The organism is Rhizobium sp. BK008 (genome assembly GCF_014197345.1).
GTDB lineage: Bacteria > Pseudomonadota > Alphaproteobacteria > Rhizobiales > Rhizobiaceae > Rhizobium > Rhizobium anhuiense.
In genome coordinates this window covers 66,745-82,663 of sequence record NZ_JACIFK010000007.1, presented here as the reverse complement: position 1 = coordinate 82,663, position 15,919 = coordinate 66,745, and the positions used below count along the sequence as shown (strand labels likewise).

The window sequence follows — 15,919 nt, the reverse complement described above, 5'->3', positions numbered from 1 at the left end:
ACGCCATCTGGGTAACACGCTCCAAAAAATTGTCAAGCTGCCGAATTCGGGCCGGATGACCTCAAAGATGACCCCGTCGAAAACATCTAAAAGCGTGAATGATGAACCGTTTCCATTGCGCGTGGCGGTGCTCATGCTATGGATGATGGGCCGTCCCAATGAAATTCGGCCCTTTGACGAGAGCCGCAAAGACCATTAGCTGGAAGCCTCGATCAGACGCCCCGGGCGTGTTGTGAAGGCGAAGATGAAGGGCCACTGTTTCCGTTATGTCAAAGGTCGGAATTAGAGACGTTGCCAAGCTTGCGGGCGTTTCCACCGGGACCGTTTCCAGGGTTTTGAACGATCATCCCTCGGTGACGAAGGAATTGCGGGCGCGCGTTACCGGGATCATCAAAGAGCTCGGCTATATGCCGGACCCGTCGGCGCGAAGCATGCGCAGCAAGGTCAGCCGCCTCATCGGCATCATCATTCCGGATCTGACCAATCCGTTCTTCTCGGAACTTGTCCAATCCGTGGAACAGGCAGCGGCCAATCACGGCTATAATATCATCGTCATGACGTCGCTCGATCATGCGGCCAAAGAGGCTGATCGCATCAAGCAGCTGACAAGCCGAAAGGTCGACGGGATCATTCTGGTTCCGAGCATCGATTTCCATACGATCAAGCTGCCGAAAGGATTGCCGATCGTCGTCATCGACCGTCTCATGCCAGGATATTCCGGCATTGCCGCCGATCACCGCAATGGCGTTCGCCTTGGCGTCGAGCACCTTCTGCAGCTCGGCCATCGCCGCATCGGCTTCATTTCCGGGCCCAGCCACTCCGTCCCCGCCAATGATCGCCTCAGAGGCTACCTCGATGCGATCGAGCGGACTGGCGAGCAGGCTGGCGAGCAGGCGGACGGCCGCGCGGCAATGGCGGGATCACCGCTGATTGCCGAGGCGGCTTTCGACTATGAGAGCGGCCGTTCGGCAGGAAATTATCTTCTGGCGCGGGCGCGCAACGAGCGGCCGACGGCGATTTTTGCAAGTTCCGACCAGCAGGCGATCGGCTGCATGCGGGCGGCGCATGATCTGGGAATCCCGATACCGGCAGCCCTTTCCGTCATGGGCTTCGACGGCATCCCGCTCGCCAGCATGACCACGCCGCGCCTGACGACCGTGAAGCAGCCGATTCAAGACATGGCTGCAGCGGCGGTCGCCGTTCTGTTGAACAAGCAGACTGCGCCTGATCTCGACAATCCGATCCTGTTTGCGTGCGAGATTCTCAAGGGGGAGACGACCGCCCCGCCCCAGCCCGATAAGCACTAACCTCGAAAATCGAAATCGATCTTCAGGCGGCGATGCCCTGGTTGCCGCCATTGCGCAGCATGTTGCGGAGGCGGTAGGCGATCGCCAAGGGCTTTGGGAAAGGCTTGCGCAGGAAGGCGACTTTGCGGACGTAGTTGTCGACCCGCCAGCTCGCCCAGGTTCCACCGGCGAAAAAGGCGACGTCGCCGGTGCTGAGGGTTCGTTCGGTGCCGTCCTCGGCGGTGATATGGACCTCGCCCTCGAGGATCATTACCGTCTCGTCCCAGCCGAAATACCAACGGAATTCGCCCGCCGTGCAATCCCAGATCGCCGTCAGCGACGCCTCGTCATGACCGCGGGAATGTTCGGCGGTGCGGGCCTGCGGGTTGCCGCTGACGATCCAGTCCGGGTTGATCGGCGTGGACTTCAGCGGCAGCAGGCCGCTCGCATGGGCAACGAAGGATTTCCCGGCCGGCTTCGCCACGGCATAAGGCACCGAGCGCGCGGCCATGGCGACCGCACTCGCAAGCATCAGCTTCCAGGCCATGAAACAATCCCCAATTGTTATCCCTACCGAGATTTGGGGTAGCAGAGAGTCGTAAGAAGCTGGTTCACGCGGGAACTAAAAGTTTAACGATCCGGAAATCCGATGGGTCGAAAGAGGTCAGAAGGCGTCAATGAAGTGCCGCGGCAGCCGGCCCGGCATGATCGCCACGATATCGTAGCGCAGGGAAAGGCGGGCCTGATCCGCCTGGCGGGCGAGCCAGAGATCGCTTGCCGCCCTTATCCGCTTCTGCGCGGCGATGGAGACGGCGTCGACCGCCGCAGCTTCGCCCCGCCGGGCCTTGACCTCGACGAAGACGGCGAGATCGCCCTTGCGGGCAATGATGTCGATCTCGCCGAGCCGGGTGCGGTGGCGCAGCGCCAGGATGCGGTAACCCTTCAGCATCAGGAAGGCGGCCGCGACATATTCTGACATGCGGCCCCGGCGCAGCGCCTTCCTCCTGATGGCGGTGAGGTCGCTATCGGCCATCGGCGTTCTTGATCTCCAGCAGGCGCTGATAGAGCACCTTGCGCGGCAAGCCGGTGAGGCGGGCCGCCTCGGTCGCGGCGCCTGCCGTCGGCATTGATTTCGACAGGTCGGCGAGCACGGCGTCGACGTCGGCCTCATCCGTCTCGACCGGCTCCGGCGGACCGATGACGAGAACGATCTCGCCCTTGACGTTTTCCACCTGCTGATAATGGGCGGCAAGGTCGGCAAGCGTGCCGCGGCGGAACTCCTCATAGGTCTTGGTCAGTTCGCGGCAGACGGAGGCGGATCGCGTGGCTCCGAGCACGTCTGCAGCGGCGACAAGCGTAGCGCCGATGCGATGCGGCGATTCAAAGAAGATCAGCGTCGCGGGGGCTGCGGCAAGCTCACCCAGACGATCGCGGCGGGCCTTGTCCTTTGCCGGCAGGAAACCGGCGAAAAGAAACGCATCGTTCGGCAGGCCGGAGCCGACAAGGGCTGCGAGCGGCGCGGAGGCGCCAGGAATGGGAATGACGCGGTAACCTGCCGCTATCGCCTGCTGCGCCAGTCGGTAACCGGGATCGGACACCAGCGGCGTGCCGGCATCGGACACCAGCGCCACCGACCGGCCGGCTTCGAGCGCCTGCAGCAGCCGCGGGCCGGCCTCGTCGGCATTGTGCTCATGATAGGCGAAAGGGCGGTTCTGGATGCCGTAGCGGTCGAGCAGCACGCGGGTGACGCGCGTATCCTCGCAGGCGAGCACATCGGCGCCGGCCAGCGTTTCCAGCGCACGCAGCGTGATGTCGCCGAGGTTGCCGATCGGGGTGGCGACGAGATAGAGCGCCGGCTCCAGCGGCCGCGCCGGCACCGTCGCATTGTGCAGGCGGAAGCTTCGCCGGGTGGCGGCATCCGCTGTGGTTTCCTCATTCATGCCATTTGCTTTCGTCCCGCCGTCATCGAACCCTTATGGGCGAGCGGCACCACTTCGGCAAGGGTTCGGATTTCTGTGAGCATTGCTCTGGAAAACCGCAAATGCAGGCGCCCGACCGTGCATGCCTCTTGCAAAGCCATGCTGAAGTCTGCCATTTTGCCCGTCCACTCCCCCGACCTCAAGTCGGGACAGCATTCTTCGGGTGCTCGATGCGCCCGGACAGTCACGGTCGAAAGCGGTAGCATCCCATGCGTATTACTATTGAGCGGTCAAACCTGTTGAAATCGCTGAACCACGTCCACCGCGTGGTCGAACGTCGCAACACGATCCCGATCCTGTCCAACGTATTGCTCAAGGCCGATGGCCAGAACCTCGACATGAAGGCGACCGACCTCGACCTCGAAATCACCGAGGCGACGCCGGCAAGCGTCGAGCAGCCCGGCGCCACCACCGTTCCGGCCCACCTGCTCTACGACATCGTCCGCAAGCTTCCCGACGGTTCGGAAGTGCTGCTTGCCACCAGCACCGATGGCGGCGCAATGACCGTGCAGTCCGGCCGCTCGAAATTCTCGCTGCAGTGCCTGCCGGAATCGGACTTCCCTGATCTCACCGCCGGCACCTTCACGCATAGCTTCAAGCTGAAGGCGGCCGACCTGAAGATGCTGATCGACCGCACCCAGTTCGCGATCTCGACGGAAGAGACGCGCTACTATCTCAACGGCATCTTCTTCCACACGATCGAGAGCAAGGGCGAGCTGAAACTTCGGGCGGTCGCCACCGACGGCCACCGGCTGGCGCGCGCCGATGTCGACGCGCCCTCCGGCTCCGAAGGCATGCCCGGCATCATCATTCCGCGCAAGACGGTCGGCGAATTGCAGAAGCTGGTCGACAATCCCGAGGCTGTCGTGACGGTCGAGGTCTCCGACGCCAAGATCCGGCTGACGATCGGCTCGATCGTCATGACCTCGAAACTGATCGACGGCACTTTCCCGGATTACCAGCGCGTCATCCCCACAGGCAACGACAAGGAAATGCGCGTCGATTGCACGAGCTTCGCCCAGGCCGTCGACCGCGTCTCCACCATCTCCTCCGAACGCGGCCGCGCCGTGAAGCTGGCGCTTTCCGAGGGCCAGTTGATGCTGACCGTCAACAATCCCGATTCCGGCAGTGCGACCGAGGAAGTCGCCGTCGGTTACGACACCGATGCGATGGAAATCGGTTTCAACGCCAAATACCTGCTCGACATCACCGCGCAGCTTTCCGGCGAAGAAGCGATCTTCCTGCTGGCCGATGCCGGCTCGCCGACGCTGATCCGCGACACGGCAGGCGACGATGCGCTCTACGTGCTGATGCCGATGCGCGTCTGACCGGAACGAAGGCCGCCCGCCTCCGTTTTTCCTCCTGTCAAAGCGGAGGATCCGATGACGAAAAAGACGGGAACGGTGCGTATCGGCATATCCGGCTGGACCTATGCGCCCTGGCGCGGCCAATTCTACCCGGAAGACCTGCCGCAGAAGCAGGAGCTTTCCTACGCCGCCCGGCATTTCCGTTCGATCGAGATCAACGGCACATTCTACAGCTTGCAGCGGCCTGAAAGCTTCGGCCGCTGGCGCGACGAAACGCCGGATGATTTCGTCTTTGCGGTCAAGGGACCGCGCTTCATCACCCATATGCTGCGGCTGCAGAATATCGAGACGGCGCTCGCCAATTTCCTCGCCTCGGGTCTGCTGCGGCTTGGCCCCAAGCTCGGGCCGATCCTCTGGCAATTCCCGCCGAACATGGCTTTCGATCCCGATCTTTTCGAAAATTTCCTGGCGTTGCTGCCGCATAACGGCGAAGCGGCGGCAAACCTGGCCCGGCGGCACGACGGACACGTCAAGGGGCGAGCCTGGCTTGAAATCGACGGACGACAGCCGATCCGCCATGCCCTGGAGATTCGCCACGAGAGCTTCCGATCACCCGCCTTCATCGACATGCTGAGGCGCCAACAGATCGCCCTCGTCTGCGCCGATACGGTGAAATGGCCGCTGCTGATGGATATCACCGCCGATTTCATCTATTGCCGCCTGCATGGTTCCGAACAGCTCTATGTCAGCGGCTATGAGGACGAAGCCCTCGACATCTGGGCGCAACGCATCCGCGCCTGGGCAACCGGCGGAGAACCGGAGAATGCGACGCGGGTGCTGGCGCCGCTTGCGGCGCGCAGCAAGGGCCGCGACGTCTATCTCTATTTCGACAATACCGACAAGAAACTGCGCGCGCCCGTCGACGCCGATCACTTAAGCCAGAGGCTCGCCGATCTCATGCCTCGCTCCCACCCAAAAGCGGCATGAGTTGTTGATGCCGATGTCCTTGTTGCGAAAATCCTTGTCCCTTCAGCGACAAGCGGCATATTAAGGGCATTCGATCAACATGCGGATGGGTGGAGAATGAGCTTACGGGTCAAGGTGAAGGAACGGCTGGGCAAGAAGTTCGATGACGAAATCCGCTTCTTCCGGGGCATGATGCAGGGGCCGAAAACGGTGGGCTCGATCGTGCCGACCTCCTCGATCACCGCCAAGCGCATGGCAAGCGTTGTCGACATCCATTCCGGGCTGCCGGTGCTCGAACTCGGACCGGGCACAGGCGCCATCACCAAGGCCATCCTCGGCCGCGGCGTCCGGCCGGAAAATCTCGTCGCAATCGAATATTCGACGGATTTCCACAAACATCTGCTGCGGACCTATCCCGGCGTGCACTTCATCAATGGCGATGCCTTCGATCTTCAGGCCACGCTCGGCGACTACGGCGACCGGACCTTCGATTGCGTCATCTCCTGCATTCCGCTGCTGAACTTCCCGATGGCGATGCGGGTGTCGCTGCTCGAAAGCCTGCTCGACCGCCTACCGGCCGGACGGCCGGTGGTGCAAATCTCCTACGGCGCGATCTCGCCAATCGCCGCCAATCCCGACCGCTATCACATTCAGCATTTCGACTTCGTCGTCCGCAACATTCCGCCGGCGCAGCTGTGGATCTACAAGCGAGGCTGAGATGTTCGGGATCTATGTCACCCATCCGCAGGTCAAGATCGACGCGAACGTGCCTGTGCCGAAATGGGGGCTTTCCGATGTCGGCGTCGAACGCACTCGTAAGGCTGCGTCGAGCGATTGGGCCAAGCGGCTGACCCGCATCATTTCCAGCGACGAGACGAAGGCGATCGAGACGGCTGAGATCCTGGCAGTCGCCTCCGGTCTAAGCATCGAGGTCGTGCCCGCCATGCACGAGAACGACCGCTCGGCCACCGGCTTCCTGCCGCCGCCGCAATTCGAAGAGGCGGCCGACTGGTTCTTCGCCCATCCGGAACAGAGCTTCAAGGGCTGGGAGCGCGCCGTCGATGCGCAGGCCCGCATCGTCGAGGCATTCGACGCCGTTCTTGCCACGCATGATGCGGCTGCACCCATCGCCTTTGTCGGCCATGGCGGCGTTGGCACGCTGCTCAAATGCCATCTGGCCGGCCGACCGATTTCGCGCGACCGCGACCAGCCGGGCGGCGGCGGCAATCTCTATGCTTTCGGCCTTGCGGATCTCGGCCTAACATGCGACTGGACGCCCATCGAAGACTGGCGGGGGTGACTTCACATGGACGCACGCGAGCGATTGATCGTCGGCCTGGATGTTCCAACGATCGGCGAGGCGGAAAGACTGGTTTCGACGCTCGGCGACGACATTCTCTTCTACAAGATCGGCTATCAGCTGGTCTTTGCCGGCGGCCTGGAATTCGCCCGCGATCTTGCCGCAAGCGGCAAGAAGATCTTCCTCGACATGAAGCTGCTCGACATCGACAACACGGTTGCCTCCGGCGTCGAGAACATCGCCAAGATGGGCATGTCGATGCTGACGCTGCATGCCTATCCGAAAGCGATGAGGGCGGCGGTCGAGGCGGCCGCCGGCTCCGGCCTCTGCCTGCTTGGCGTCACCGTGCTGACCTCGATGGACGCCGACGACCTTGCCGAGGCCGGCTACAGCCAAGATCCGCACAGCCTGGTGCTGCGCCGCGCCGAACAGGCGCGCGCAGCCGGCATGGGCGGTATCGTCTGTTCGGCGGCGGAAGCGGCCGAGGTGCGCGAGATCGTCGGCCCCGACATGGCGATCGTCACCCCCGGCATTCGCCCGGCCGGCAGCGACAAGGGCGACCAGAAGCGGGTGATGACGCCTTTCGACGCACTGAAGGCGGGGGCGACGCATCTCGTCGTCAGCCGGCCGATCGTCAAGGCGCCCGATCCGAAAGAGGCCGCCCGCGCCATCCTCAGCGAGATGGTGAGTGCGCTCTGGCCGGCAAACCGCTAATCGTTTCAACGACAAAAGGGAGAAGACCATGGCCAAGGGATACTGGATCGCCCGCGTCGACGTTCGCGATGCCGAGCGCTACAAGGATTATGTGGCGGCCGCCAAGCCGGCCTTCGAAAAATATGGGGCGAATTTCTTGGCGCGGGGCGGCGCCTTCACCGAACTCGAGGGAAAGGCGCGCGTGCGCAACGTGGTGATCGAATTTCCCTCGCTGCAGCATGCGGTCGACTGCTATAATTCGCCGGAATACCAGATCGCCGCGAAAATCCGCCAGGAAGTGGCCGATGCGGAAATGGTCGTCGTCGAAGGCGTCTAGAGCAGCTTCGCATCCCGCAAAACTGACGGTACGATGGGCCTTCCCGTCGCGTCGGGATTGGGCTAAGACGAGAGCCAATTAAGCATCCCGCCAAGCCTCTCGAGGAGCCTGCCATGACCCTTGCCAACCTGCCGCCGCTCGTCACCGTGTTCGGAGGGTCCGGCTTCGTGGGCAGGCACGTGGTCCGGGCGCTGGCCAAGCGCGGCTACAACATCCGCGTCGCCGTGCGCCGTCCCGATCTCGCCGGCTTCCTGCAGCCGCTCGGCAATGTCGGCCAGATCTCCTTCGTGCAGGCGAACCTGCGCTATCGCAACTCGATCGACCGCGCCGTCGACGGTGCGAGCCATGTCGTCAACTGCGTCGGCATTCTGCACGAGGCCGGCCGCAACACTTTCGACGCCGTGCAGGAATTCGGCGGCCGTGCGGTCGCCGAAGCTGCGCGCGGGGCAGGCGCGACGCTGACCCATATTTCGGCGATCGGCGCCGACGCGAAATCCGATTCGGACTATGGCCGCACCAAGGGTCGCGCCGAAACGGCCATCCTCTCGGTCAAGCCCGATGCAGTGATCTTCCGTCCGTCGATCGTCTTCGGACCAGAGGACAGCTTCTTCAACAAATTCGCCGAGATGGCGCGCATGTCGCCGATCCTGCCGCTGGTCGGCGGCGGCAAGACGAAATTCCAGCCTGTCTATGTCGAGGATGTCGCCGAGGCCGTCGCCCGCGCCGTCGACGGCAAGGTCGCCGGCGGCAAGATCTATGAGCTTGGCGGGCCCGAGGTGCTGAGCTTCCGCGAATGTCTCGAGACGATGCTGAAGGTGACGTGCCGCAAGAACCCACTGGTATCCCTGCCTTTCGGCATCGCTTCAATGATCGGCAGCATCGCCTCGCTGGTCCCCTTTGTGACGCCACCGATCACGCCGGATCAGGTGCGCATGCTGAAGCGCGACAATGTCGTCTCCGGGGAAGCCGAGGCGCAAGGCCGCACTCTGAAGGGCCTCGGTATTACGCCCACCATGGTGGCATCGGTGCTCGGCTCCTACCTCGTCCACTATCGCCCGCACGGCCAGTACACCGGCACCGGCAAGGCCGCCTGACCAATTTTACAGCCTTCTGACAACGCCGTTCGCAGACAATGCGGACGGCGTTTTGCCGTCGTGGCTTCACGCAAAGCTGGCGCAAGTTTGAAATGATTGTTTGCCGGTCATATTACGCGGCGTTGCATAAAAGACGCATCGGAAATTTTGTGGAATTAACGCCAAATTTAGCAGGAACGTTTATTGCTATTTGTCATTCCACTGACTACCAAACCCGCGCGTCTTCGGACGGTTTCAACGCCTGCGATAGCGTGCGGCAATCACTGTGAAAGGCATTTCTCGATGGGCAAGTCAATCGCGCTCCTTTTTGCGTGTGCGGCGCTAATTATCCTGGCAGGCTCCTTCGTTGCGCCCGGTTCGGTCGCGGCGGTAAAGGGTGACTGCTCGCCGGCCTATGGCGTCGATCCTTGCTCGACGGCTTCGATCAGCCATTGACGAAAAGGTCGGCCCTCTGCGCCGGCATCTCATAACGACAAGCCGTCGGGAACGCCGAACAAGGGCGCTCCACAATGAACGCTCGGTATTGCCTGCTTCAAAAGCAGCGGCAGACGCCTATTCTCAATATAGCTATCTGAAAAATCGACGCTTGGCGGGGCGCGGGTATTCGTTCGCCACCTTCCGACAGGCACTGCATTCGCGCCGGGACTTGCGCGAATGCAGACTCGTAAGGAAGCCTCAACCGATCAAGCCGGTCGCAGCCATGCCGAGCAGCAAGACACCGAGAATGATGCGGTAGACGGCAAACAGCGTGAACCGGTTGCTTCTGATATAGGCAAGCAGCCATTTGACCGCGACGAAGGCGACGATGGTGGAAACGACGAAGGCGATGCCGAGCGCCGTCCAGTCTTCGCCAGCCGCGCCGCCATCCTTGAACGTCTTCAGCAATTCATAGCCGCTTGCGGCATACATTGTGGGGATGCCGACGAGAAAGGCGAATTCGGTTGCCGCAGCACGATTGCCCGTGCCGGCCAGCATGGCGACGAAGATGGTGGCGCCGGAGCGCGACGTTCCCGGGAACACGCCCGCAACGATCTGGGCGATGCCGACCAGGATGGCGACAAGCCAGGTGATCTCCTTGTGCGGTGGCCTGCGTGCGGCCGCCCATTCGGCAAAGATCATCCAGATACCGCCGATGATCAGCGCCCAGGCGATCGGCGTTGCAGTCTCGGGAAGTTCGAAGCCGAGCTTCTTGACCACAAGGCCGAGAATTGCGGTGATGAGAAATGCGACGATCAGCTTGGCGGCATAATCGCGATTCTCAGGCTCGCGCCAGCCGAGCACCAGATCCAGCAGACGACGCCAATAGATGATGGTGACGGCGAGGATGGCGCCCGCCTGAATGACGATATTGAACATGTCCGACCGGTGTCCGAGCCATTGCTCGGCGATGATCAGGTGGCCGGTGCTCGAGATCGGCAGAAATTCGGTGATCCCCTCTATGATACCGAGAATTGCAGCATTTATATAATCCATACATCGTCTCCGGTTTAAAGTTCGGCCGGGCCTGAGCGCTTGGGTCGATCAGGCTGCCGCTTCCATTCGTTCGTTAGACCGTGTTTCGCCATCGTCAGATGGGGTAAAATCCGATTCGCTTGTATTGGCGGGGCCAAGCTCCTATAGCTTCAACCAATGAGTCATGACTAGGGCGCTATAATTGAGCTGCCACACAGTCCTGTAACAACAATCACAAAGCCCGAGTATCGATGCCCACGCTTTATCATCATCCCATGTCATCCGCATCTCGCTTCGTCCGGCTGATCCTGGCGGAATACGGCTATCAGGCGGATCTGATCGAGGAGCAGACATGGGAGAAGCGCCGGGATTTCCTGGCGCTCAATCCGGCCGGCACGCTGCCGGTCTATGTCGACGACAGCATGCGCGCGCTCTGCGGCGCGAGCGTTATTTCCGAATATCTGGACGAGACCCACGGCGTGTTGAAACGCGACCGGCGGCTGCTCGCCGAAGACCCCTTTCAGCGGGCGGAAATCCGCCGGCTGACCGAATGGTTCATGCAGAAGATGGAAAACGACGTGACCAAGCCGCTCGCCCGCGAGCGTGTCTACAAGTTGCAGATGACCGCCGATCAGGGCGGCGGAGCCCCGGATTCGAAGATTTTGCGCACGGCCCGCGCGAATATCCGCCAGCATATGCGTTATCTCACCTGGCTTGCCGGCTCGCGTCAGTGGCTGGCGGGCGAGCGGATGAGTTATGCCGATCTTGCCGCTGCGGCGTCGATCTCAATCCTCGACTATCTCGGCGAAATCGAGTGGGCGGACGCGCCCGTCGTCAAGGACTGGTACCAGCGGCTGAAGTCGCGTCCCTCTTTCCGGCCGATGCTGACCGAGCGCGTGCGCGGCCTGACACCGGTTTCACACTATGCCGATCTGGATTTCTGACGAGGGCTCTTCATGCCCGAACCGAAGAATGACGACAAAGAGCGCCGCCGCCGCGACAATTTGACCGAGTTCGTTCGGGCGGAATCTGCCGCCAAGGGCTTCGATCTCTGCCGCATCACGCGCCCGGACGCGATCCCCGAAGCCAAGGAACGGCTCGGCCAGTTCATCGATGCCGGGCGCCACGGGACGATGGACTGGATGGCGGAGACGCGCGACCGGCGCGGCGATCCGCGCACACTGTGGAGCGAGGTGCGCTCCGTCGTCGTCTTCGGCCTGAATTACGCTCCGGAGGAAGATCCGCGCGGTATCCTCGACAAGTCTGATAAGGCAGCTATCTCAGTCTATGCCCGCAACCGCGATTATCACGACGTCATCAAGGGCCGGCTGAAGGAGATCGCCACGCGCTTTGCGGCGCGCGCCGGCGCCGATGTGAAAGTCTTCGTCGATACGGCGCCTGTCATGGAGAAACCGCTGGCGGCGGCCGCCGGGCTCGGCTGGCAGGGCAAACATACCAATCTCGTCAGCCGCACGCACGGTTCCTGGCTGTTCCTCGGCACGATGTTCACCACTGCCGATCTTGCCGTCGACGCGGCGGAGAACGATCATTGCGGCTCCTGCCGCGCCTGCCTCGACATCTGTCCGACGGCTGCCTTCCCGGCGCCTTACCAGATCGACGCGCGGCGCTGCATCTCCTATCTCACCATCGAGCACAAGGGACCGATCGACGCCGATCTGCGCGTGCTGATCGGCAATCGCATCTATGGCTGCGACGACTGTCTTGCCGCCTGTCCCTGGAACAAGTTCGCAAGCTCCGCCTCCGAGATGAAGCTGCAGGCGCGGGAAGAGCTGAAGGAACCGTCGATCGCCTTTCTGCTGACGCTTGACGATGCCGCCTTCCGCACCTTCTTCAGCGGCTCGCCGGTGAAGCGGATCGGCCGCGACCGCTTCGTCCGCAACGTGCTGATCGCCGCCGGCAATTCCGGCGAGACGGCGCTGATCGGGCAATGTCGCATGCTCGCGAGCGATCCCTCGCCTGTCGTGCGCGGCATGGCGGTCTGGGCGCTTTCACGGCTGATGGAGGCTGGCGAATTCTCTGCCTTTGCCGCACAAAGGGCTCACGAGAGAGATGACGACGTCTTGAACGAATGGCGATTGGCGGGAGTGGGCTGATGCATGTGATGATTTTTGGCTGCGGTTATTCCGGCACGGCGATCGCCAAGGCCTTATCAGGCGACGGCGTGCGTATTTCCGGCACGACGCGTTCGCCAGACAAGATGGACGTGCTCCGCCAGAACGGCATCGACGCATTCCTTTTCGACGGCGAGACCATGGAAGAAGGGCTGCGCCGGGCTTTGGCCGATGTCACGCACCTCGTGCAGTCGATCTCGCCCGGGCAGGCCGACCCGCTGCTGCGGCTGCTTGGCAAAGATGGCGCAAGCCTGCTGCCTCGTCTCAAATGGATCGGTTATCTCTCCACCGTCGGCGTCTATGGCGATCATAAGGGCGCCTGGGTGAACGAGGAAACGCCCTGCCTGCCCGTTTCCGGGCGCTCGAAGGAGCGGCTCGAGGCGGAAGAGGGCTGGCTGGCGATGGGCCGGGAGCGCGGTGTGCCGGCGGCCGTGCTGCGCCTTTCCGGCATTTATGGGCCGGGCCGCAACGCCTTCTGCAATCTGGAAAAGGGCACGGCGCGCCGGCTGATCAAGAAGGACCAGGTATTCAACCGCATCCGCGTCGAAGATATCGGCGCGGCGACCCGCTTCCTGTCGGAGCGCGGGCTCGGCGGTATATATAATGTCACCGACGACCGGCCCGCCCCGCCGCAAGACGTGATCGTCGAGGCAGCCCGCCTGATGGGTGTCGAACCGCCACCGGAGCAGGCTTTTGAGACCGCCGAACTATCACCGATGGCACGCTCCTTCTACGGCGAGAACAAACGCATCTCGAATGCGAAACTCAAGGCCACCGGCTTCCAATTCTCCTTCCCGAACTATCCCATGTCGCTTGCGCAATTGTGGCAGGACGGACGCTGGCGCGGCTAGAGCCTTTCCGGGTTAGATTGCAGCATTCTGTTGGCTCAAACGGAGTCGGATGGTCGACCGGCCGGCGCGCGTCGTAGCCCAGCTCTACGGCCAAGCCGGCCGGTCGATCAGCCGGCCCGTTTCAGCCAACCCGAAGGGCCGGGCATCTTTGCGCCAGGACAAAGGCGATCGGCTCGACCGTACCAAGAGGTATGCCCTTCGCCAATCGCCTCTGTCCTGACGAAAACCTGCTCCGGCAGAATGCTTCAATCTAATCCGGAAAGGCTCTAGATCAGGCTGCTGTTTGCAAACAGGGGTTACTCACCCAAAATGAGTAGGAAATTCCTACTTTCGCGCTTTGGTGGGACAATTTTCGCCGCATACTATGGTTAACGGCCTTTGAATTTGCCCAAATGTGGCAACAAATATGGCGAAATCGGAAAAATATTTTTGCGATTTTCGTGAACGCCAGGGCGTTAACTACTTCTTCGGAAAATTCGTTCGTATTTTAACTGATTTCATTATGTTTTTTCCACATTGACGATTGCCGTCGATTTCTAAAATTTCGCCGAAACACTCACGAATGTTACAGATTGTAATATTCCGTGAACGATGGCGGCACTTTTTCGCCACTTTTTAACAGATTTAAGCCCCGCCGCCTGCAAGGGCGTGAGTTCAATAGTTGAGGGATACTCTGTTTTGAAGAAAATACGTCGTTCTATTATCGCCGCGGCAACTATTGCAGCCTGTTCTTCCATGCTTCCGGCGGAAGGTTTTGCTGGCAATGGTTGCGGCGGTGCTTCATGGTACGCACTTCGCTCCAAAACTGCTTCCGGGGAACGTATGAATCCTGCCATCTTGACTGCCGCACATCGTTCGCTTGCCTTCGGCACCAAGGTGAAAGTCACCAACCGCAACAATGGCCGCACCGTCGTCGTTCGCATCAACGATCGCGGTCCGTTCATCCGCGGCCGCGTGCTCGATCTGTCGCGCGCCGCCGCCCAGAATATCGGCATGGTGAGCTCCGGCACTGCGAAAGTCTGCTACCAGGTCATCAGCTGAGCCCAACCCTTGCTCTTGCCGTCAATCGCGGCTACCACGCGGTTGAGACTTGTGAACAATCCGCCCGCGACTGTCGCGCCTGTTGCGGATCATCGCACGCCACGGCAACAGGAGACATGTGAATGCGTTTGGGCGGCCGCCTCGAAGGGGCGATTTCTGTGCTCGCGGACATCGATGCCCGCAAGCGCCCTGTCGCCGACGCGCTGAAGGACTGGGGCCTTGCGCACCGCTTCGCCGGCTCCGGCGATCGTGCTGCGATCGGCAACATCGTCTATGACGCCCTGCGCATGCGGCTTTCCCATGCCTGGCTGATGGACGACGACAGTGCTCAGGCCATCGCCCATGCCGTCATGTTCCGCCAATGGGGTTTTACCCCCGACAGTCTTGCCACCGAGCTGGCGGATGACAAATTTGCGCCGCCGCCGCTTTCGGCCGAGGCCGTCTCGGCCTTTGAAAGCCGCTCGCTTAGCGATGCGCCGCCGCATATCCGCGGCGATATTCCCGAATGGGTCCAATCCTCCTTCGAACAGGCCTTCGGCGCCGACTGGCTGGCCGAGGCACAGGCGCTTGCCGCCCGCCCGACGCTCGATCTGCGCGCCAACAGCCTCAAGGCGTCCCGCGACAAGGTCGTCAAGGCGCTCGACAGGGCCGGCGCGCATGCAGCCAGGATCGCCCGCTACGGCATCCGGATTGCCGCCGGCGAAGGCGCCTCGCGTCTTCCTAACGTCACAGCCGAGCTTTCGTTCCAGAAAGGCTGGTTCGAAGTGCAGGACGAGGGATCGCAAATCGTCGCCGATCTGGTGCTGGCCAGCGACGGCGAACAGGTTCTCGACTATTGCGCCGGCGGCGGCGGCAAGACGCTCGCCATGGCGGCGGCCATGCAGAACAAGGGACAGGTTCACGCCTATGACGCCGACCGCAAACGGCTGGCGCCGATCATCGAACGGCTGAAGCGGGCGGGCACGCGCAATGTCCAGGTGCATGACGACGCCAGGGCGCTTTCCGGCCTTGCCGGGCGCTGCGACAAGGTGCTGGTCGACGCGCCCTGCACCGGCACCGGCACGTGGCGCCGCCGTCCCGATACGAAATGGCGGCTGACGGCAAAGAACCTCGACGAGCGCACTGCCCAGCAGCAGGATGCGCTGACGCAGGCGAGCGGCTTCGTCAAATCGGGCGGCGAGCTGATCTACGTCACCTGCTCGGTCCTGCCGCAGGAGAACGAGGAACAGGTGCGCCGCTTCACGGCCGACAATCCCGATTTTCAGATCGTCAGCGCCCTGCCCGCCTGGGATCAGCTCTTTGGAAAAGACGCCCAGCGTCCGCATTCTTCCGACGGCCTGACAGTGACGCTGACGCCGGCCTCCACCGATACGGACGGCTTCTTCTTCTGCCGCATGCAGCGCAAGGGCTGAGGCGGCTCGGCCAAGGCCAATAGCGGATCGTGACGCCCGCGGCGGAATGACGCTGCCCAGCACGGCGAG

Annotated in this window: 19 protein-coding genes; 13 read left to right on the top strand and 6 right to left on the bottom strand. The window is 62.1% G+C overall.

Annotated elements, in window-relative coordinates:
- The first annotated feature begins 266 nt into the window (after positions 1-266).
- On the top strand, positions 267-1,307 hold the full coding sequence (locus FHT69_RS24545) for a LacI family DNA-binding transcriptional regulator (RefSeq protein WP_097543191.1): 1,041 nt from the start codon (positions 267-269) through the stop codon (positions 1,305-1,307).
- A gap of 22 nt (positions 1,308-1,329) precedes the next feature.
- Here the strand turns inward: FHT69_RS24545 and FHT69_RS24540 are convergent, their stop codons facing one another.
- The 4 genes from FHT69_RS24540 to FHT69_RS24525 form a co-directional block, all read right to left on the bottom strand.
- Entirely contained in the window at positions 1,330-1,833 is a 504-nt protein-coding gene (locus tag FHT69_RS24540; RefSeq protein WP_028757730.1) for a cupin domain-containing protein, read from the bottom strand.
- Positions 1,834-1,950: 117 nt separating this feature from the next.
- Positions 1,951-2,319 (bottom strand): YraN family protein, encoded by a 369-nt coding sequence (locus FHT69_RS24535; protein ID WP_097543189.1) that lies wholly within the window; start codon positions 2,317-2,319, stop codon positions 1,951-1,953.
- Complete coding sequence (gene rsmI, locus FHT69_RS24530; protein WP_097543188.1) at positions 2,309-3,226, bottom strand: 16S rRNA (cytidine(1402)-2'-O)-methyltransferase; 918 nt, start codon at positions 3,224-3,226, stop codon at positions 2,309-2,311. Before rsmI ends, FHT69_RS24535 begins: the two co-directional genes overlap by 11 nt.
- Positions 3,223-3,381: a hypothetical protein gene (locus FHT69_RS24525; RefSeq protein ID WP_164735984.1), complete on the bottom strand. Its 159-nt coding sequence runs from the start codon at positions 3,379-3,381 to the stop codon at positions 3,223-3,225. The genes rsmI and FHT69_RS24525 overlap by 4 nt, the downstream gene beginning before the upstream one ends.
- Positions 3,382-3,474: 93 nt before the next feature.
- Here FHT69_RS24525 and dnaN point away from each other — a divergent pair, with 93 nt between their 5' ends.
- The 7 genes from dnaN (at position 3,475) to FHT69_RS24490 (ending at position 8,962) form a co-directional block, all read left to right on the top strand.
- Positions 3,475-4,593, top strand: a complete 1,119-nt coding sequence (gene dnaN / locus FHT69_RS24520; protein ID WP_028757665.1) for a DNA polymerase III subunit beta — start codon at positions 3,475-3,477, stop codon at positions 4,591-4,593.
- A gap of 54 nt (positions 4,594-4,647) precedes the next feature.
- Positions 4,648-5,559: a DUF72 domain-containing protein gene (locus FHT69_RS24515; RefSeq protein ID WP_097543186.1), complete on the top strand. Its 912-nt coding sequence runs from the start codon at positions 4,648-4,650 to the stop codon at positions 5,557-5,559.
- A 96-nt stretch (positions 5,560-5,655) separates the two neighbouring features.
- Positions 5,656-6,255: a phospholipid N-methyltransferase PmtA gene (pmtA, locus tag FHT69_RS24510; protein WP_028758385.1), complete on the top strand. Its 600-nt coding sequence runs from the start codon at positions 5,656-5,658 to the stop codon at positions 6,253-6,255.
- Position 6,256: 1 nt separating this feature from the next.
- Positions 6,257-6,838, top strand: a complete 582-nt coding sequence (locus FHT69_RS24505) for a histidine phosphatase family protein (RefSeq protein ID WP_183906089.1) — start codon at positions 6,257-6,259, stop codon at positions 6,836-6,838.
- Between the two features lie 6 nt (positions 6,839-6,844).
- Complete coding sequence (gene pyrF / locus FHT69_RS24500) at positions 6,845-7,552, top strand: orotidine-5'-phosphate decarboxylase (RefSeq protein ID WP_028758383.1); 708 nt, start codon at positions 6,845-6,847, stop codon at positions 7,550-7,552.
- Positions 7,553-7,580: 28 nt separating this feature from the next.
- Positions 7,581-7,868 (top strand): DUF1330 domain-containing protein, encoded by a 288-nt coding sequence (locus FHT69_RS24495; protein ID WP_028758382.1) that lies wholly within the window; start codon positions 7,581-7,583, stop codon positions 7,866-7,868.
- Positions 7,869-7,981: 113 nt separating this feature from the next.
- Positions 7,982-8,962 (top strand): complex I NDUFA9 subunit family protein, encoded by a 981-nt coding sequence (locus tag FHT69_RS24490; protein WP_028758381.1) that lies wholly within the window; start codon positions 7,982-7,984, stop codon positions 8,960-8,962.
- 675 nt (positions 8,963-9,637) lie between these two features.
- Here the strand turns inward: FHT69_RS24490 and FHT69_RS24485 are convergent.
- Positions 9,638-10,435 (bottom strand): undecaprenyl-diphosphate phosphatase, encoded by a 798-nt coding sequence (locus FHT69_RS24485; RefSeq protein WP_097543185.1) that lies wholly within the window; start codon positions 10,433-10,435, stop codon positions 9,638-9,640.
- 230 nt (positions 10,436-10,665) lie between these two features.
- Here FHT69_RS24485 and FHT69_RS24480 point away from each other — a divergent pair, with 230 nt between their 5' ends.
- The 3 genes from FHT69_RS24480 to FHT69_RS24470 are packed head-to-tail and all read left to right on the top strand — an operon-like array spanning position 10,666 to position 13,397.
- Complete coding sequence (locus FHT69_RS24480; protein WP_028758378.1) at positions 10,666-11,358, top strand: glutathione S-transferase family protein; 693 nt, start codon at positions 10,666-10,668, stop codon at positions 11,356-11,358.
- A gap of 12 nt (positions 11,359-11,370) precedes the next feature.
- Positions 11,371-12,528 carry a tRNA epoxyqueuosine(34) reductase QueG gene (queG, locus tag FHT69_RS24475; RefSeq protein WP_063474812.1) on the top strand — a complete coding sequence of 386 codons (1,158 nt, stop codon included), beginning with the start codon at positions 11,371-11,373 and terminating at the stop codon, positions 12,526-12,528.
- Positions 12,528-13,397: an SDR family oxidoreductase gene (locus tag FHT69_RS24470; RefSeq protein WP_063474813.1), complete on the top strand. Its 870-nt coding sequence runs from the start codon at positions 12,528-12,530 to the stop codon at positions 13,395-13,397. Before queG ends, FHT69_RS24470 begins: the two co-directional genes overlap by 1 nt.
- Before the next feature lie 536 nt (positions 13,398-13,933).
- Here the strand turns inward: FHT69_RS24470 and FHT69_RS34350 are convergent.
- Positions 13,934-14,233, bottom strand: coding sequence for a hypothetical protein (locus FHT69_RS34350; RefSeq protein ID WP_244604869.1), 300 nt, complete (start codon positions 14,231-14,233; stop codon positions 13,934-13,936).
- On the opposite strand from FHT69_RS34350, the gene FHT69_RS24465 reads away from it, so the two are divergent.
- A complete protein-coding gene (locus FHT69_RS24465) occupies positions 14,133-14,438 on the top strand; it encodes a septal ring lytic transglycosylase RlpA family protein (protein WP_244604868.1) in 306 nt (101 codons plus the stop codon). The genes FHT69_RS34350 and FHT69_RS24465 overlap by 101 nt on opposite strands.
- 122 nt (positions 14,439-14,560) lie before the next feature.
- The gene (locus tag FHT69_RS24460; RefSeq protein ID WP_063474814.1) at positions 14,561-15,850 is read left to right on the top strand and encodes an RsmB/NOP family class I SAM-dependent RNA methyltransferase; all 1,290 of its coding nucleotides are present in this window, start codon (positions 14,561-14,563) and stop codon (positions 15,848-15,850) included.
- The last annotated feature ends 69 nt before the right edge of the window (positions 15,851-15,919 follow it).

Excerpts from the sequence above, each read along its gene's own strand:
- FHT69_RS24545 (WP_097543191.1), top strand. The coding sequence starts at position 267 with ATGTCAAAGGTCGGAATTAGAGACGTTGCCAAGCTTGCGGGCGTTTCC.
- FHT69_RS24540 (WP_028757730.1), bottom strand. The coding sequence starts at position 1,833 with ATGGCCTGGAAGCTGATGCTTGCGAGTGCGGTCGCCATGGCCGCGCGC.
- FHT69_RS24535 (WP_097543189.1), bottom strand. The coding sequence starts at position 2,319 with ATGGCCGATAGCGACCTCACCGCCATCAGGAGGAAGGCGCTGCGCCGG.
- rsmI (WP_097543188.1), bottom strand. The coding sequence starts at position 3,226 with ATGAATGAGGAAACCACAGCGGATGCCGCCACCCGGCGAAGCTTCCGC.
- FHT69_RS24525 (WP_164735984.1), bottom strand. The coding sequence starts at position 3,381 with ATGGCAGACTTCAGCATGGCTTTGCAAGAGGCATGCACGGTCGGGCGC.
- dnaN (WP_028757665.1), top strand. The coding sequence starts at position 3,475 with ATGCGTATTACTATTGAGCGGTCAAACCTGTTGAAATCGCTGAACCAC.
- FHT69_RS24515 (WP_097543186.1), top strand. The coding sequence starts at position 4,648 with ATGACGAAAAAGACGGGAACGGTGCGTATCGGCATATCCGGCTGGACC.
- pmtA (WP_028758385.1), top strand. The coding sequence starts at position 5,656 with ATGAGCTTACGGGTCAAGGTGAAGGAACGGCTGGGCAAGAAGTTCGAT.
- FHT69_RS24505 (WP_183906089.1), top strand. The coding sequence starts at position 6,257 with ATGTTCGGGATCTATGTCACCCATCCGCAGGTCAAGATCGACGCGAAC.
- pyrF (WP_028758383.1), top strand. The coding sequence starts at position 6,845 with ATGGACGCACGCGAGCGATTGATCGTCGGCCTGGATGTTCCAACGATC.
- FHT69_RS24495 (WP_028758382.1), top strand. The coding sequence starts at position 7,581 with ATGGCCAAGGGATACTGGATCGCCCGCGTCGACGTTCGCGATGCCGAG.
- FHT69_RS24490 (WP_028758381.1), top strand. The coding sequence starts at position 7,982 with ATGACCCTTGCCAACCTGCCGCCGCTCGTCACCGTGTTCGGAGGGTCC.
- FHT69_RS24485 (WP_097543185.1), bottom strand. The coding sequence starts at position 10,435 with ATGGATTATATAAATGCTGCAATTCTCGGTATCATAGAGGGGATCACC.
- FHT69_RS24480 (WP_028758378.1), top strand. The coding sequence starts at position 10,666 with ATGCCCACGCTTTATCATCATCCCATGTCATCCGCATCTCGCTTCGTC.
- queG (WP_063474812.1), top strand. The coding sequence starts at position 11,371 with ATGCCCGAACCGAAGAATGACGACAAAGAGCGCCGCCGCCGCGACAAT.
- FHT69_RS24470 (WP_063474813.1), top strand. The coding sequence starts at position 12,528 with ATGCATGTGATGATTTTTGGCTGCGGTTATTCCGGCACGGCGATCGCC.
- FHT69_RS24465 (WP_244604868.1), top strand. The coding sequence starts at position 14,133 with ATGCTTCCGGCGGAAGGTTTTGCTGGCAATGGTTGCGGCGGTGCTTCA.
- FHT69_RS34350 (WP_244604869.1), bottom strand. The coding sequence starts at position 14,233 with ATGGCAGGATTCATACGTTCCCCGGAAGCAGTTTTGGAGCGAAGTGCG.
- FHT69_RS24460 (WP_063474814.1), top strand. The coding sequence starts at position 14,561 with ATGCGTTTGGGCGGCCGCCTCGAAGGGGCGATTTCTGTGCTCGCGGAC.